This is a genomic window from Bacillus cereus group sp. BfR-BA-01523, assembly GCF_022662615.1.
GTDB lineage: Bacteria > Bacillota > Bacilli > Bacillales > Bacillaceae_G > Bacillus_A > Bacillus_A mycoides.
This window is the reverse complement of the sequence record NZ_JAKUDX010000007.1, coordinates 122516-140581: the sequence shown is the minus strand read 5'-3', so window position 1 is coordinate 140581 and position 18066 is coordinate 122516. Positions and strand designations below refer to the sequence as shown.

Below are 18066 nucleotides of genomic sequence, written 5' to 3'. Positions count from 1 at the left end.
CCATATAAAGTGAAACTTTAATCAGTGGGGGTTTTGTCCATCCCCCACTGATTATTAGCCTTCACCAATCGGGCTTTTACGGGCAGTTATCTCCCACCTAACTTCCTCGCATTCACCGAATTTTGAGGTGGGAGTCTTACTGCCCGTTAATGCGGGATCAAATAGAGAAATTGGGTTCTTTTTCATTATTTCTATTCACTTTAGAAACTCACATATCGATTTTCTTCAAATCCGAACTTTCAATAATTGAATGGAGAAAAAAGCGTCGATAAATTTTTGTTCCAAATATTCAGAATTGATATTAAAATAAACGATAGGGATAGGGGTATGGAATCATAAATTATACATAACGAGGGAATAGAAATGAAAATTCAATTAAAAGCTGATTTAATGCTACTACTAGTTACATTTTTTTGGGGTGCATCCATCCTACTTACAAAGCTTGGACTTGATGGCATAGAAGAATATAATTTAATCGCATTACGATTTATTATTGCCTTTCTTTTATCAGGTTTAATATTTTACAAACATTTATTCAAAGTCGATTTTAAAACTATAAAATATGCTTTTATACTAGCTTCCGTTTTATTTATCGTCTATATTTTCGCGACTTTCGGTACAAAGTACACGAGTGTGTCTAATGCCGGTTTCTTACTATGTCTCACTGTCATTTTCATTCCGATATTATCAGCTATATTTTTAAAACACATTCCTGAAAAGAAAGTTATATTAGGAATTGTGTTAACGATAATAGGAATCGGATTACTAACATTAACTAGTGAATTCAAGATCGGTAACGGCGATATATTTTGCATACTGTCTGCCTTATTTTATGCGATTCACGTCATCATTACTGGAAGCGTAACGAAACATGTGAATTCAATTGCACTTGGGGTAGTACAACTTGGTTTTGTCGGCCTATTTAGTCTTATTTTTTCATTAGTGATGGAAACCCCAAAACTTCCTGGCACTATCGACTCATGGCTAATCATCTTAGCCTTAAGTATATTTTGCACCGCAGTCGCATTCATCGTTCAAGTTATCGCCCAGCAATACACTACGCCTACACATACAGGACTTATTTTTTCATTAGAACCTGTCTTTTCAGCAGGCTTTGCCTTTGTTTTCACAGGCGAAACGCTCACAGGGAAAGGATATTTAGGGGCGACGCTTATATTGTTAAGTGTGTTGATTGCTGAGGTGGATTTTAAGGGTTTGTTGCGGCCTAATTATAAGAAGAATATAGAGTAAACATTTCACTATGATCAATAAACATACCCCAGAAAAATATGAGTTTATATCATTCTCTTCACTTAGATTTTCTTTTAAATGAGACTTTTTTAGATGCTATCTTCGAATAAGGTAGCATCTAAAAAATGTTAAAAGAAATTTGCCCCTAGTATCTTCTTATATTTTATGTAGCCTTCATATTTGACCTTTTCTACGTTCTTTGAAGTGAAGATGTTCAAAATTACTTACTGAATATAGTCATACAGATTTTTCGCTAACAATAAACAAGTTACTGTAATGAAAAGAGCACGAACATACCCGCTTCCTTTTTTTATAGCAAATTTGGAGCCAACAATCCCTCCAGCAATTTGAGCAATCCCCATTATAAAACCATACACATAGTTTACTTGCCCTACATACATAAACATCAACAATGCACCAACATTACTTCCTAAATTAAGAAGCTTCGCATTACCTGCTGCTTTTAAAAAATCATACCCAATAAATAAAAGAGAAAACATTAAAAATGAACCTGTGCCAGGACCTAAAAATCCATCATAAAAACCAATAGTAAAAACAAAAAAAGTAAAAATAATGACGTGTCGACCAGACAATTTCTTATGAGTGGAAATACTACCCCAATCCTTTTTGAATATCGTATAAATAGCAACCGCACCAAGCATAATCAGCATCAATGGCTTCAGTACTTCTCGGTTCATTAAATGAACGGTCCATGCCCCTATTATGGAACCTACGAAAGTGAGTGGAACTAATTTAAACGCCGATTTCAAATCAAGATTACCAGAACGATAAAACACAATATTACTAGTTGCACACCCCATTGTCGACGCTAGTTTATTCGTAGCTACTGCACTTGCTGGATTCAGTCCTGTAAATAATAAAGCGGGTAAGGCAATGAGTCCTCCACCACCTACAACTGAATCAATAAATGCAGCTAAAAATCCAAAAGCAATCAAAATAATTAATACTGATGGGTCTAAATAAAAATCCATACTATTAACCTCCCCTTTAGTCACTATTCGAATAGTAACTAATAATTTGCTAAATGTAAACAGTTATTGTAACGTTGAAATATAAAAGCAAACATCGGAGGACGAAAAAAGTGGACTACATAGTGCAACAGCTTAAAAAAATTGGTTTTAATGAATATGAAGCTAAATCTTATGTATCTCTTGTTAAACAGGGACCTGTCACTGCCTACCAAGTGAGTAAGGATTCGGGTATCCCAAGAGCGCGAATTTATGAAATTTTGGGTAACCTTGTAGAAAAAGGAATTGTCATGAAGGAAGAAATAAATGACACCACTCGCTATTCACCTCTACCTGTTGAAATCTTTTTACAAAAGGCGCAATCAGAATGGCAGTCTACTTATGAAGTAATCAGTGATTCATTAAAAAAACTAGAAACTTTCGAAGAAAAAACGGATAATCGAGTGATTACTTTAAAAGACAATAAAACAATAATTAGCTACTGTCAGGCATTAATAAAAAAAGCCCAAAAACGTATTGTCATTTCAATGTGGGATGAGATGTATAAAGCGTTAAAAGAGGAACTATCTGAGGTAGCTGATAAAGTTACAGTACAAGGTATTACCCTGCATGTTGAAAATCCCATTAAAAATCTAGAAGCCCATCGTATAACACCTTATACAGAAACTCTGTCTACAGAACATTGGTTTATTTTATCGATAGATTCTAAAGAGATGATTTATGGACCATCACTTGAGGAGCGTAATATTGCTTTTTATACAGATGATCCCGTTCATATATACCTATTAGAGGATTATGTATGGCATGATGTTTTAGTGAATCGACTTGTACAACGTAGCCAAGATGATTTGGAGCAATGGATTACTACAGAGAGAAAATCCTTCTTTATGGAAAAATAAGAAACATATTCAAGAGCAAATCAAAAAATTTGCGTATTAAACCTAACAACTTCTCCGTACAAAAATAGCTGACTATTATATAGTAAATAGTCGGCTATTTTTATATAAATTTATACAGACGCTGCCATTTTCCCTTTGCGGAATATTCCCATTAACCCAGCGATTAATGAGATAAACGCTTCTCCCACTCTTTCACCGTCTCAATTGTTACATCTAATTTCTTAGCCACTTCCTCTATACTCATTCCCTTAAAGAGCATTCCAGCTGCCGAAAGTGCTTTATCTATTTCTTCTTGCTTCTCTTGCTCATATAAAGTGAAAGTTTAATCAGTGGGGGGTTTGTTCATCCCCCACTGATTATTAGTTGAACCAATCGGGCGTTTACGGGCAGTTGATCTCCCACCTAACTCCTTTGCTCCAGCCGAATTTTGAGGTGGGAGTTTTACTGCCCGTTAATGCGGGATAAACGACCTACTTTTGTCAACCGTAACCACTCCTTTACCTTTTTATATGCCTTCTTCTATTTTATCATCCAATCTCCACAAACCTTCCAAACTCCTTCAAAAATCTCAGCTTAAAAATACCCACAGGCCCATTCCGATGCTTCGCCACATGGATCTCCGTCATCTCTTTCTGCATCGTTTCCTTATCGTAATAATCCTCTCGATACATAAGCATAATGACATCCGCGTCTTGCTCAATTTGTCCTGTCTCTCTTAAATCAGATAAAAGTGGTCGCTTATCTTGACGTGACTCTACGGAACGAGACAATTGCGACAATGCTACTATACAAACATTTAAATCACGCGCTAACAACTTAAGCTTACGAGAAATTTCACTAATCTCTTGAAATCGATTACCCTTATGCTTTGGATCGCCCGTAATAAGCTGTAAATAATCTACAATAACTAACAACTTTTTATCGCCATGCTTCCGCTTTAACTTACGAGTCTGCATCCAAATATCCTGCATTGTAACACCGGCCTTATCATAAATCTCAAGCGGTAACTCACCAATCTCCGCAAACGCCTTACTCACCTTTTCCCAGTCCTCTATCGTAAAACGATGCTTCGGATTTTTCAGCCTACCTCCTGACACTTCGCCCGCGCAAGACGCCATCCTTTTTAGCAGTTGCTTACTACTCATCTCTAATGAAAACAGCCCAACTGCCGCTCCAGACTTCGCCGCATGTAGCCCTACATTTAGCGCAAACGCAGTCTTCCCCATAGAAGGACGCGCACCAAGAACAACAAAATCACCTTCCTGCAATCCGCACGTCATCTTATTTAACGATGTATAACCAGTCTCAATACCAGTATTCTCTTTCGTATCTTGATGAAGCTCCTCATACAAACCAACTAACGCATCCTTCAAATCAAACTCACATACACAGTCCTTTTCCTCTAGCTCACAAAGCGCCGTAATCGTCTCACCAATAATTTTCTCATTCTTCTCGGCAATAAGACGCTCTCCCATCTTGTGCCCGAGAACACCGGCCTGATACATTTTCCATGCACCGCGAACAAGCCCCTCATAATAAGAAAAGTTGCTAGTTGTAGGCACACCCTCTATTAATGCTATAAAATACTCCATCCCCCCGATATTCTCCAAAAAATTTGGATTCATCCGAGAAACGAGCGTCACAAGATCAATTGGTTGCCCCTCATCTTCAATTTTTCGCATTAACCGAAATATAGACTTATGCACCGGCATAGAAAAATAATGCTCCGTCAAACGGCACTCCTTAATAAGCTCTCCATCAATTAAAAGAGAACCTAACACCGTCTTTTCCGCCTCCACATTTTGAATACTCATGGACGCCACCCACGTTCCGCTAAAAACCGCTGCAACTCTTCCTCTGACAGTGCATTCTTCTCCCACTCCTCGCACCTCGTCAAAAACTCCTCCGTCTCCCCAGTACTAACAGACGACTCCTTCTTCCTAAACTGAGTCGTATCCGCCTCAACCTCAGACACTTTCGTAAACCCTTTCCCGTGCCAGCCCCTCAAAATCCCCTTCACATAAGCAACCGTCCGCTTATTATTCTCAAATGCAATTTGAAGAGCCTTCAGCACAAGCTCCTCTGACAAATCTTCCATCCACGCACTCAGTTCCTCCACAGTATGAGGAGACAAACTACCGAAATGTTGCTCATAAAAAGAAAACACACGGCTTCCCGTCTCTTCCTCTATAACCTCTTCTTCCGCATCTTCACAAACTGGCTCTACATCATCCATAGCCAAATCACTCGGCATACCGAAATGTGCTAAAAGCATCGGAACATTCAGCTCCTCCTCTACACACTTCTGAAGAAACATATGTACAAACTCCTTATTCTTCACACCCTTCAGCTCACGAAGTACACACTTCTCCACATTCGTATTCGTCACGGGATTATAACGAAGCCAATTTAAAATAAATAACTCCCGCGTCTCCGCATCATACAGAATCTTTCCATAATCAATGAAGCGCTGCACAAGCTTATCAACAGTCCCCCTGTTATAACCCGTCTCCATCTCAGCTAACCGCTTCGGAAACGGAAAAATCCCGCACTGCGTAGTCTTCGAACAAGTTAACAAATACACATAAAAATACCGCTCCTCCGGCGTCAAATCCAAAACAAAATCATCCTGCCAAAAATTCACCTGCACATTACGATACACCGCCATCCTAATTCCTCCCGTCTCCGTTCAAAAGTGAAAACCTCTTCATAATATATATGGGAGGAGGGCCGGGTTTTTGGCGTGTTATTTCAAATTTTTTTCGACTCCTACTACGGTGTTTGTTGGTGTTTTTGTTTTGTTGTGTTTTTTCTTAGTGATTTATTACTTGGTAGGGGCTTGCAAGGGGCTTATGAGGGGTTAGTTATCGGTTACTTCGATTAGAAACACTCGATCTGAGAAGCCGCCTCGTTCTTTTGCCTTCTTTTTTCGGATGTTGTTGATTTCTTCTAGTGTTGTGCCTTCGTGTTCGGCTAGGGCGTTTATTAGTTCTAGTAGGTCGGATAGTTCTTCGAGTTTATGGGATTTTGTTGTTGCTTCTAAGTATTCGGTTAGTTCTTCTTCTGTTTTTTTGCAGATTTCTTTTATGTATTCATCTTCAGGTAGGATTCTTGTTGTGGGTGTTTTTCCGTTGGATTTTATTATTTGTGGGATTTTGTTTCGGATTAGTCTGTTGTAGGTTGGCATGGGATTTTCCTCCGTTAGGTTTTTCTTCTATTATAATGGAAAAGCAGTTTAACTAGGTGTTAAACTGCTTTGTTGCTTCTTTTATATAGTTTTCTTCTTCGATTGTGAAGAGGGTTGGGAATTCGGATAGTGGAAGGTTTGATTTTTGGATTATATCCTCTATATCACTTTGAGGTGTATCAAGATAGTTCGTTACCTCTTCTATTACATTGAAAAATTCCTTCAAGGCAACTTGAACGTCATGATGACTCGGATTCTTCTCCTCTTCCTTATACTTTTTCAACTTCCCTATCACATCCATAAAACGTCGATCAAAATTTTCTTTTAATTTCTTATCATTATAAAACGCTTGAACACTATCCTTTGAAAAGTGTTCCTCTAACCATTCTTTATTTTCTTTCTCCCATATAAAAGTTTGCAGAAAAGAAGAAAACAAAGCAACGTCCACTCGCTCTTCCTTTTGAAATTTCTTCGTCATCTCATCCATATGCGAAAGCACCTTCGCAATTCTTTCTTGCTCTGCCAAGAGCAATCCTCTTTGAAAATGCATTTGTCTTAAAAAATCTTCCGCCTCAATATCACGCTGCAATATAATATTTTGAATTTCCCCAAGCGAAAAACCGAGATGCTTAAACGATTGAATTTGCTGCAGCACATACAAATCATCTTTCGTATATAACCGATGCCCACCCTCAGTATAATCGCTCGGTTTTAATAAATTAATCTTGTCATAATAACGAAGCGTCCGCACCGTAACATCCCCAACACTTGCAAACTCACTAATCATCCACGCCATATCATCACCTACTCCGCGAACTTCTCTTTCACATACTGAAGCATATAAGAAAAGCTCATCTCATTCCGCCTACAATATTGAAACAAACCTACAACAAGCAATACAAAAGGAACATTCCTTCTATAACGATGTTCATACTCACTAATACCGTCATAAAAGTACTCATACTTTCTTTTTCGTAAAATAATATAAATCGCAATAAACAACACTGCGGCCATAATAAAAATTCGCTTTCCCCTTATCTCCACTTCTTGTTTCATCACCTATTCTCCTTCCACTATATACTTATCTTCTTTAAATAAAGGAACTCGAATGAAATAACGATATGGCTCGTCGCGTATTACTTTCCACGCAACAATGATCACTTGAACGACCTCTAAGGCAAATACAATCCAAAATAAAACTTCACTAATACGCGAACTAATATTAAATAGAAGAAAGATTAAAAAATGAAAGTTGAACGCCTTTCGGCAATGGTATTTGTACACTTCATTTTTACGTGCCAGTGTGATGTACATGAATAGTGGTGAAAAAATTCCTATTGCGGCTGATAGTAGTAACATGATGATGGTATTTCTTTTTTCTTTTGTGGTGGTTTTCATGATTGGTTTGGTCCCCCCTTTTTGATTTGTCTTCTTTAGGTTAGGGGGTGACGTTGGGGGAGGTGCAAGAGGATTATATAGATTAAATTTAGTAACACCAATATAAATAAAATATGACCTTTACCTTGACAGGGTGGAGGTCATCATTTTAATTTTACATCCACTTTATTTACAAATAAAAAGAAGAGCATATACCTCATATGCTCTTCTTCCCATAGCTAACAATACACTTTATTCAACTAATATTTATCTATAATATTTAAATGTTTCTCCACTTCACCTAAAATCATTAGTTCCATGCAAAAATAAATTTGGCCTTTATCCATGACTTAATCACCTTTGTATCTAAGTGCTATTCCTTAACATTTAGCACTTCTAAAACCTCCCTAAACAACACCGAACTCCTACCAACAACCAACTCCAAAGGAACTTCCTTAACTCGCCCATCTCTCCCCACCATAACAACCCCATTCTCATAATCAACCCAAATCTGAACATCCTGCACATAATAACTCTTAATAGCAGAAGCCTCATCTAAATTGCGATGATCCAACTCAACTTTAACCTGCTTCGTAAAACGGCGTAGTGTTTTCCAAAGAATTCGTTCTTCCTTTGATTTCATGAAGAGTTCCGGGAGTTCTTGTACTTCTTTTAATAACGACATAGTTGTTATTGTGTATGTTTGAATGCCGTATCCTACTGGGCAGATGAGGTGGTCTAGTTTTTTCCATGGCTCTAGTTCGAAATGTACATAGTCATCGTTTGGTTGCATTTGAATGTGTTTGATTTTCGCTACGTATTGAATGCCACCTTTTTCTCCGTGCCATTTTTTCGGTGCATATAATGCTATGTACTTCGCCTCTTGCCATCCTGGTTTTAGTTGTGTGACCGGTAGCTGATATAAGCCATTTTTTCTATATGTTTCATAGTCACTTTCAGTTTTCACGCTGCCCACTAATACTTGTTCTTCTAATGAGGAGTGCCATTCTTCTTTTGTTCCTCTTGGAAGAATACCTTCTCTTATAATTTCTTCTGGGCTCTTTTCAATAAGGTGATCTAAAAATTGTTCGACTAGTCTTGTTGCGTTTGGTAAGAACGGGAAGCCGCCGATATTTACTTTTTCAATACTTTTATAAAATGGATGATTCTCATATGCTTCCTCTTGGTTCCACGGGAATAGTACGTACGCTCCGTAAGCTGTTCGTTCAAATGGTCCTTCTTGTTCTACTACTAGTGCATCTCTGTAACGGTGCATTGTGTTAATGTCTTCTTCCATCGGACCAGGCGTACCATACTTCCTTTTGTAATGAGTTTTTTCAGCAAAATCAATTCGATATTTCGCATCAAAAATGTATTGATATTGATAGCTCTTTCCCTTTTTCTCAATAGCGAGCATCGTATCTGGCTTTTGTGTAACTGTTGGCAGTAAGCCGTTTCTTTTCTGGAAGTAAAGTTCTATTACCTCATCTGTCTCCGGATGTTTGAACGTTCTTTTTGCAGTTTTACTTTCATCAAGCGTTACGTATAAACCGTCTTGTTTAACTTGAATAACGTCTTGGTGAAGCGGTATATATTTCTTTGATAGAATTTGTCCAAGCTTTAAATACGTCCAGTATTCGTATAATCTAGCGACATCTTTTACCGACATTTTGAAAATTTGTCCTCGTAATGTTAAACCTCGCGATAGCATTAAGAAGATTTGATACGCATCTCTATAGCCTGCCGCCATCTGGATAACGAGTGAAAAGACTGAGCGATCTAATTTTCCGATTCCTCTCCAAAATGGATCGTTCAATTCATTTTTCATTCGATACTTCATATTCTTTACACGTTCTAGCAAATCCTCATCAATTACATCACGCCCAAATCTAGATCTTTGCTCTAATGCCTTAAGTAAATCATCTATTTTATGTACGACTCTTTGAATCATCCATTTAACAAATCGATTTTCCAGCGTATCATAAGACACTTCCTTATAAGCTGTAATACCTTTGGTTGGTATACTGTTTTCTCCTTGCAACAAGTGTGGTCGCTTTCGCAAATAGTTCATTCCGACAGAATCCAATTTACGAATTTTTTCTCCTCGTACTAGTTGATGCCTAGTCATAAGCGTATGATGCGGTTGTCTTTTAATATGAGAGATCGACTTCATAAAACGCTCAAAGGAATCATTTAAAATACGATAAAACTCACTCTTCGATGGATTTGTAGCGTAAATCGCAGATGCTCCTAAATAAGTTCTCTTTAGTAAATGAAATGCTAAATTATAAATTTCATCATTTACTTCATCTAATAAGGCCCTGTAATCATCCTTATAATCAAGCTTTGCCGGGAAAACTTCAAATGTAACAGTTAATAAAGTATCTTTATCATCTTTAATTTCAAACCTTGTATTACCTACTTCATTTGGAAATGAAAGATTCCCCATTAACACATGAAGTGACCCCATTTGAATAGAACTAACTTGCTTTCGAAATCCCGGATGTTCATGATAAAAGGAAAGCTGCCTGTTATTTTTCGGAACAACAACAAGCTGATAACTTCTATTTTCAAAAAAGATTGGCGGATGTTCATTCCATTCATCTAGCCTCTGCAATCTCGCATCAAATACAGAAACGGATTCCGTCTTCCCATCTACATGAAAATACATCATTTCATCCGCGTTCATAGCGTGATATTCTTTTAAACTCTCGTATTTTTCATGATAAGGATTTCCTTTAATCGTCAATGATAGCTCCTCTGTTTCAATCTTAACTAGCTCTATCTCATTATTAGATCCAGAAAGAGGTGAAACCATCATACTCGAACCTCCTTAACATATAAGACAGCTTGTTAGCTGAACGAGGATACTTAGCATATGAAGCGTCATTATTGCCACTATCATATTCTTCATTTGCACATAATACATACAACTGCTTTAATACCTCTTCTGTTCGTCCATCGCTCCCTGCAAGACGCGGTAAAATCTTTTGATATATTTGATAATCAAGTGCTTCATCGAATGACAATAACTTTCCTTTTTCGTTGTATGCCATATAGAAGCAAATTTCATCTCGTATACGATATCCAACTTGGGCTCCAACTGATTCAAGGGTTTTATTTATTTCTATTAGAATATTTGATATGTTTCTCACAAGATCTTCGTTTTCTTTAAAACATTCTTTTAAATGAAGATACTCGGTTGCTAAAGAACGATTAGAAACAATTTCAGCCTCTTTCTCTTCTATATCCATTAAGAAATTAAAATAATCTAAGTTAACGGTATTAAATTCAATTGTATTCGCACGATCTAATACTTTTTTACTTAACGGATGTGTCGTTTCATCCATATTTACAGTTCCAATAATATATACATTTGATGGAATCGTAAGATGCTTATTCGTTATTGATTCTGGAAGTACTGGTGACGTAACAATTTTTCCATCTTTCCATTTACGACTTTCAATTACACTTAAAAAATCACTAAAGTAGTATTCCACTCGAGCTAAATTCATTTCATCCAACACTACAAAATAAGGTCTGTTTGGATTTGCATCTGCATTTTCAAGAACTTTAATTAACGGTCTTTCTTGAAACTCCCCTTGAAGGTTCACATACCCAAGCAAATCAGAACTATCACTCCAATCAGGTCGAACCGGAATAAGCGTAAATTGTCCATTCTCTTCCGTTGCTCCTAAGCTCTCCGCAAACCACTGAACAATTTTCGTTTTCCCTGTACCTGAAATACCTGATAAAATCACAAACGGCTTCGTCTTTAATGAAAGGAAGAAATTAATAAGATCCTTTTTCTCATAAAAGAAACCTTTACTTTGAATATAAGAAGACACATGATCGATAATGGATTGTTGATCTAAATACACTTCTTTCCTCTCATAAATCATTTCATATTTCGTCCCTTCCTCTTTGTAAGCAATAAATCCCTCATAATAACGAAGCATTTCTTCTAGATCTTCTACTAACTCTTTTTCACTTGGCATTTTATTAGCATCGTATGCAATATAAGCCGCAGTTGAATTCGAATATCCCTTTGCTTTTGGACTTGTACCTAGGAAAATCTCATCATCTTTTTTCACCTTTTGGGACATATGTATTTGTTCACGAATCTCTTCTTTAATTTCTTGCATCTCTTCTTTAGTTGTTTCTGTTACACCTTGGGCCAGCGTTAAATATAATCGCTCCATATCTTCACTAAATAAATAAACGATATAATACCCTCTCTGTGTGGATGTTGTAATATCTTTATTCATAATCGCAAGCCACGGAACAGCAGCCCAATTCCCTTGTCCAACTGATCCTGTGACACCATACTGATTATGATCAATAAATGGTAACCTCGTTATTTCCGTCGTCATTTCATGCCTAACAACCGATCCCATTTTATGGCCCGCAAACCTTTCTGTTCTTGCCTGTAAATACTCATTCATCACCATTAAAAACTTTTCACGTAAATTACTGTTCATACTACCGCCCTTTTCTCCATCATCTTTTACATATCGTTCATCAGGAATCCATTCATCATTAACTAGTCCTACTTGTTCAAGCCAATCTAGTAAATTATTCGTACGCCGCTTCGCTACTGATTCAACCATCAAATTATCCCCTAATGAATTTCGGACAATCGCCATTCCTAAATCTACTAAAGCTTCTTTCTTTTCATCCTTTAAATAGTTCTCTAACACTCCCAGAACAAATAAAGCATGACGGAAATATTCCTGTTTTAAAACTAGCTGTGCAATATAGACATTCTTATCTTCCGATTGAACATATTCATTTAATAAAAGCTCATTCATTTCATGAGATTCATTCAAAAATCCTAATAATCTCAAATCTTGGCGTGCGTTCGATTTTACTCTATATAAATTCTCATCCGTTTGTTCACGTAACGTACTTGGATTATATGTACCATTCATTATCTCTTCTAAAAAGAGCATGACTTTATCATATTTTTCACTTGGTAGGTTATCAGTTTGGAACTCTTTAAATGTAAGAGCTCCCGATTCCGTTACATTCACAAATGAAATCTGCGAGAAGAAAGCTACCAAGAAAGTATTACTTTCACTTGCTTGTCCGAAATCCTCACTCTTTACAGTACGCATATTGATAAATTTTCCCCAAGCATTCTTAAGAAGTTCAAAGCTCACTTTAAAATAAGACGACACTTCCTCTTCTTTTTCATATTGCTCGCTTGAAAGTTTAATCTCAACGTCTAATCCTTCATCATCCTTGTTTATAATTAAATAATTTTTATCACCCTGGATATTTTCAACTTGCTTCGTTGATTTAGCCAATTCAATTATGAGTTGCTCTAACATTTTCATCCCCACCGTTACAATAAATTACAATTACTACTATTTTACCAAACTATGTATAAAAGAAAAATCATACGCCATACCGCATGATTTAATAATTTCTATTATTCCCCACTAGCTCCCCATATTCCTGACTACTTTCCTCAAGAAACACCCTACTCTCTCCACTATTCTTATAAAAAGAATTCCAACCCCGCTCCCTCAAAATCCCCTTCCAACTCTCACTCTCCACCATCCTCTTAACCACATCATCCCAGTAAGCTACCTCTTCCTCCGTCATATCTTTCGGGCCCATAATCCCTTTCCAGTGCTGAAATACAACATCAATTCCTTGTTCTTTCCAAGTCGGGATTTCCGGTAGTCGGTCTAGCCGTTTTGGTGCGGATACGGCTAGTATTTTTATTTTGCCGGCTTTGTATTGTTTTTCGGCTTCGGATAGGGTCATTGTTGCGGCTTTGATTTGTTTGTTCGTTAGGGCGTTTATGATTTTTTCTTTGTTTTCGTAGACGAAGAATTGTAGTTCGGCAGGGTTTATGCCAAATGCTTTGCTTACTTGTACGAAGGAAAGGTGATCGTCGTTTCCTAGGCCGGGGGCAACGCCGATTTTGAAGTTTTTCTTGTCTTGTTTTAGTTGTTCCATGAGTTCGTTTGCGTTTTCTATGTTTGATTCTTTTGATACGACAACGACTTCCCAGTCCGATGCGAGTGTTGCGAGCGGTGTGAAGTCTTTATATGTTAGTTTACTGTGGCCTAGTAGGTTGTTCGTTATGAGTAAGCTTGAGTTAATCGCAAGTACGTGACCGCCTTTTTGTTTCGTATATTTCCATCCGACATCACCGCTGCCACCTACTTTGTTTGTGACAGTGATTGGTTTTGTGAAGATTTTTTCTTCTGTTAGTGTTTTTTGCATCGCCCGTGCTGTTAAGTCCCACCCTGCTCCTTGAACGTTTGGTGCAACGATTTCTACTTCTTCTATGTTCACTTTATTTGTGTGCGTTTTTTCTACGGAACAACCAGCTATTACTCCTGTCATGATCCATATACTTAGTAATAATCTTTTTTTCATAGTCCTCGTCCTATGCGATATTTTCGTTCTGGTCGTCCGATAATGCCGTATGTGTACTCTACTGTACATTCGTTTGTCGCTACTAAGTATTCTAAATATCTTCTTGCGGTTGTTCTGGAGGCTCCCATTTGTTCTCCCATTTCTTCTATTGTAATTCCCTCCTCGAATCCTTTTATAATCCCTTTCACCTTTTGAAGTGTTAGTGGATCAACACCTGTCGGTAAGTTTTTCATGTCTTGTATTTGCGAAGTGCCGAAAAAATTATCGATTAGTGCTTGATTTACTTCATTGTTACTATGTAACAGTTGCTTCTTTCTTTTATAGTCTTCAATTGTGCGAACAAATTTATCTAACGTGACCGGTTTTATAAGATAGTTGCTTACGCCGTTTCGAATTGCTTTTTCTAACATATGGTTTTCATTCGCCGCTGTAACCATAATGACGTCGACGTTTGGAAAGTCAGCATGGATTTTCGGCAATAAGTCTGTACCAATTCCATCTGGTAAATAATTATCTAATAGAAGTAAATCGATTTCTTCCTTTTGTAGTAGTTCCATCGTTTCTTTTGCGTTCAATGCTTTTCCGATCACTTTTACGTCCTTTATTTTTGATAAAAACTCCTCTTGAATTTGCGCTACGCGGAAATCATCTTCTGCAATTGCAACCTTCAACATATGCCCATCCCCCTGTTTGTCATGTACTTTATTTCAATGTTTTCGGAAGGTAAATTGTAAAAATAGCTCCTCCATTTTTCTCGTTTTGAATTTCAATTGTTCCTTCTAGTAGATCTACCATTTCTTTCACGTTTGCTAGTCCGTAACCACGATCATTTCCTTTCGTTGAAAACCCTTTTTGAAAAATGGTCGTGATTTTTTCTGCCGGTACTCCCGCTCCACTATCTATCACTTCAAACACAATATCGTGTCCAATATCCGTAACAAAGAAGGAAACACTCTTTCCCTCTCGTTCACTCACCGCATCAAATGCATTGTCGATTATGTTTCCAAGGATCGTAATAAGGTGCGAAACTTTTATATGGTCTGGTAATGGATGAAGCGCACTATCTCCTTCAATATGAAAATCAATTTTCTTCTCAGATGCTGTTCCAATTTTCCCTAATAAAATAGCTTGTACTTTCGCATCATGAATTTGATGGAATAAAATATGGTTTTGGCTTTGATGAATATTAGATTCTTGTTGAATAAATTCAATCGCTTCTTTGTAATGCCCTAACTGAAGTAATCCTGATAAGACGAACAGCTTATTTGTAAATTCATGTGTTTGAGCGCGTAAGTCCTCTGAATACTTTCTTACCTCAGATATTGTATTAACAAGGTTTTGCAGTTCTGTTTTATCTCTAAAACTACATACAACGCCTACCGTACTGTTATTTTCAAGTATCGGTGTCATGTTTAAAATAAACACTTTATCTTGAAACCCGATTTCTTGATCGTTTTCTAACACTCTTTCCATATCAAAACCCGGTAAAACTTTTGAAATGTGCTGCTGCATATAGTCATCACTTACATACAGCATTTCTTCTGCCGACGTATTCATCATCGTAATAAAACCGTTTTGATCAATAGCGATAATCCCTTCTTTTATGGATAGTAGTATCGCACTTCGTTCCCGGTATAACGCTGCAATTTCATTCGGTTCTAAACCGAGTGTATCTTTACGAATACTACGCGCTAAAAGAATGCCGCCAACAATTCCAACTAGTAACACCGCTAAAGAAAAGAGTATGATTTCTTTCGTTCTACTCAGTATGTTAGATTCAATACCTTTTATTAAAAACTCTACTGTCACAACACCTACGACTTGATCGTAGTCTCCGTTATGAACAATAATGGGTGCTTTCGCCATTAAAGCTGGACCACTTTCACCATTTCCTTCAAGCGTATAATATCCTCCAAAAGTAAGTGCTTCATAGTTATATGGATTGTTACTCTTTGTACCAATCAAATCCGAATTAGAATGCGAATACATAACCCCATAACGATCTTCCACAATTACATAATCTGCACCAGCTTGCTCACGAACTTGTTCCGCAATGGATTGAATCGTACTTTTATGCTCGTTGTATTGAAAAGCATCTTTTATAGCTGGCATAAAAGAAAGAGATTTAGCCGTTTGCAGAGCTAACTGTTCTACTTGGCGCTTCGTATCAACGGACTGAATGTAAACAAATATTCCCGCTAATAGAAGAACAACAAATAAAATTAACGTAATTATTAAGCTTACTATTTTCGTTTGTAATGACACTTTACGTGATTTCTTCATACTCCATATCCTTTGATAAAATATTCGAAACTATCAATCTCCTTTTTCTATTATTATGACAAAACTAATAATGAAGCAACTATTAAAACTCTCCATGTACATAAAGTACAAAAAGAATAAAATTGTCGTAATATTGAGATTTTAATCAAAGAACAGTACAATTCAACTACATTGAACACGCTTTCATATATACCTTTTATTTATAAGCAAGAGGAGGAATTATTATGGCTCAAGCAAAATCTAACCGAGTCGCCGGCAATATCTTCAAAGGTTCTGTCGGTAATCTAATTGAATGGTACGACTGGTACGTTTACTCTGCTTTCGCTGTTTACTTCTCAGCAGAGTTCTTTCCTAAAGGAGATCCAACGAGTCAGTTACTGAACACAGCAGCTATTTTCGCAGTCGGATTTTTAATGCGCCCTATCGGAAGTTTATTAATGGGACGCTATGCAGATCGGCACGGTCGCCGGGCAGCATTAACGCTTTCCATTACAGTTATGGCCGGTGGTTCTTTAATTATCGCCTGTACACCTAGTTACGAAAGCATCGGTATTATGGCGCCAATTATTTTAGTTCTTGCTCGTTTACTTCAAGGGTTATCACTTGGCGGAGAGTATGGAACTTCCGCAACATATTTATCTGAGATGGCTAGTAGTGGACGCCGTGGTTTTTATTCAAGTTTTCAATATGTAACGCTCGTTGCTGGACAGATGGTTGCGTTAGGTGTTCAAATTGTTCTTCAGCAATTACTAAGCGAACCAGATATGAAAGCTTGGGGATGGCGTATTCCATTCATTATTGGAGCAATGGGAGCAGTAGCTGTATTATGGCTTCGCCGCACAATGGATGAATCGGAGCAGTTCTCAAAAATGGAATCTAAAAACCGCGAAAACGCAGGTACCGTTCGCGCTCTTATGAAACACCCGAAAGCAGTATTAACAGTAGTCGGCCTAACACTAGGAGGCACTGTTGCATTCTATACGTACACAACATATTTACAAAAGTTCATGGTAAACACAGTTGGTCTCCCGAAAGAAGTTGTAAGCTGGATTAACTTTGCCGCACTACTTATATTCGTTGTACTTCAACCAATTGCAGGGCTATTATCCGATAAAATTGGACGCCGCCCACTATTAATGGCTTTCGGTATTCTCGGAACGTTACTAACAGCACCAATCTTCTTCTTTATGGAAAAAACGACAGAACCAATGGTAGCATTTTTACTCATGATGGTCGGCCTCATTATCGTTACTGGTTACACTTCCATTAATGCGATTGTAAAAGCCGAACTCTTTCCAACTGAAATTCGCGCACTTGGCGTAGGTTTACCATATGCACTAACTGTTGCGATATTTGGCGGAACAGCCGAGTTCATCGCATTATGGCTAAAAAGTATCGGAATGGAATCACTATTCTATTTCTACGTAGCTGGATGTATCGCGATAAGCTTTATTACGTATTGGCGTATGGATGAGTCATCGAAGACTTCGCAAATTGAGGCGGAGCTTGGTGGCGAGGATAAACTAGCTAATAATAAATCTAGTTAAAATTATGTATTCTATGATCTTCGTTTATCTGAAAAAGCATAATTCACTAATACGCAATTTAAAAACCTCTACTTATATGTAGAGGTTTTTGTATGACGAAAAAACACGTAGTTCCATCGTTATTTTACAAACCCCAA

The 18066-nt window shown here is 37.4% G+C and carries 16 protein-coding genes; 3 read left to right on the top strand and 13 right to left on the bottom strand.

Annotated features, from left to right (window positions below):
* The first annotated feature begins 363 nt into the window (after positions 1-363).
* A complete protein-coding gene (locus MR066_RS18725; RefSeq protein WP_242248154.1) occupies positions 364-1251 on the top strand; it encodes a DMT family transporter in 888 nt (295 codons plus the stop codon).
* Positions 1252-1475: 224 nt separating this feature from the next.
* On the opposite strand, the gene MR066_RS18720 is transcribed toward MR066_RS18725, so the two are convergent.
* Positions 1476-2243: a TSUP family transporter gene (locus tag MR066_RS18720; RefSeq protein WP_242248153.1), complete on the bottom strand. Its 768-nt coding sequence runs from the start codon at positions 2241-2243 to the stop codon at positions 1476-1478.
* Between the two features lie 110 nt (positions 2244-2353).
* Here MR066_RS18720 and MR066_RS18715 point away from each other — a divergent pair, with 110 nt between their 5' ends.
* Complete coding sequence (locus tag MR066_RS18715; protein WP_242248151.1) at positions 2354-3139, top strand: TrmB family transcriptional regulator; 786 nt, start codon at positions 2354-2356, stop codon at positions 3137-3139.
* Positions 3140-3302: 163 nt separating this feature from the next.
* Here the strand turns inward: MR066_RS18715 and MR066_RS18710 are convergent, their stop codons facing one another.
* From MR066_RS18710 to MR066_RS18655, 12 genes are all read right to left on the bottom strand, one after another.
* Entirely contained in the window at positions 3303-3425 is a 123-nt protein-coding gene (locus MR066_RS18710; protein ID WP_242248217.1) for a MerR family transcriptional regulator, read from the bottom strand.
* A gap of 241 nt (positions 3426-3666) precedes the next feature.
* Positions 3667-4953 carry a replicative DNA helicase gene (gene dnaB, locus MR066_RS18705; RefSeq protein WP_242248149.1) on the bottom strand — a complete coding sequence of 429 codons (1287 nt, stop codon included), beginning with the start codon at positions 4951-4953 and terminating at the stop codon, positions 3667-3669.
* A complete protein-coding gene (locus tag MR066_RS18700) occupies positions 4950-5807 on the bottom strand; it encodes a DnaD domain-containing protein (protein WP_215560209.1) in 858 nt (285 codons plus the stop codon). The genes dnaB and MR066_RS18700 overlap by 4 nt, the downstream gene beginning before the upstream one ends.
* Positions 5808-5999: 192 nt before the next feature.
* Positions 6000-6326: a nucleoside triphosphate pyrophosphohydrolase gene (locus MR066_RS18695; protein ID WP_242248147.1), complete on the bottom strand. Its 327-nt coding sequence runs from the start codon at positions 6324-6326 to the stop codon at positions 6000-6002.
* 52 nt (positions 6327-6378) lie between these two features.
* Complete coding sequence (locus tag MR066_RS18690) at positions 6379-7122, bottom strand: MerR family transcriptional regulator (protein WP_242248145.1); 744 nt, start codon at positions 7120-7122, stop codon at positions 6379-6381.
* Between the two features lie 8 nt (positions 7123-7130).
* Positions 7131-7382 carry a hypothetical protein gene (locus tag MR066_RS18685; RefSeq protein ID WP_113733421.1) on the bottom strand — a complete coding sequence of 84 codons (252 nt, stop codon included), beginning with the start codon at positions 7380-7382 and terminating at the stop codon, positions 7131-7133.
* Between the two features lie 3 nt (positions 7383-7385).
* A complete protein-coding gene (locus MR066_RS18680; RefSeq protein WP_242248144.1) occupies positions 7386-7724 on the bottom strand; it encodes a magnetosome magnetite crystal formation protein family in 339 nt (112 codons plus the stop codon).
* A 352-nt stretch (positions 7725-8076) separates the two neighbouring features.
* Positions 8077-10521: a restriction endonuclease-like protein gene (locus MR066_RS18675; RefSeq protein ID WP_242248215.1), complete on the bottom strand. Its 2445-nt coding sequence runs from the start codon at positions 10519-10521 to the stop codon at positions 8077-8079.
* Positions 10496-13036 (bottom strand): MrcB family domain-containing protein, encoded by a 2541-nt coding sequence (locus MR066_RS18670; RefSeq protein ID WP_242248143.1) that lies wholly within the window; start codon positions 13034-13036, stop codon positions 10496-10498. The genes MR066_RS18675 and MR066_RS18670 overlap by 26 nt, the downstream gene beginning before the upstream one ends.
* An 88-nt stretch (positions 13037-13124) precedes the next feature.
* Positions 13125-14099 carry a tripartite tricarboxylate transporter substrate binding protein gene (locus MR066_RS18665; protein WP_242248142.1) on the bottom strand — a complete coding sequence of 325 codons (975 nt, stop codon included), beginning with the start codon at positions 14097-14099 and terminating at the stop codon, positions 13125-13127.
* On the bottom strand, positions 14096-14773 hold the full coding sequence (locus tag MR066_RS18660; RefSeq protein ID WP_242248141.1) for a response regulator: 678 nt from the start codon (positions 14771-14773) through the stop codon (positions 14096-14098). The genes MR066_RS18665 and MR066_RS18660 overlap by 4 nt, the downstream gene beginning before the upstream one ends.
* A gap of 28 nt (positions 14774-14801) precedes the next feature.
* Positions 14802-16382, bottom strand: a complete 1581-nt coding sequence (locus MR066_RS18655) for an ATP-binding protein (protein ID WP_242248140.1) — start codon at positions 16380-16382, stop codon at positions 14802-14804.
* A gap of 224 nt (positions 16383-16606) precedes the next feature.
* On the opposite strand from MR066_RS18655, the gene MR066_RS18650 reads away from it, so the two are divergent.
* Positions 16607-17929, top strand: a complete 1323-nt coding sequence (locus tag MR066_RS18650) for an MFS transporter (protein ID WP_242248139.1) — start codon at positions 16607-16609, stop codon at positions 17927-17929.
* Positions 17930-18066 lie beyond the last annotated feature (137 nt).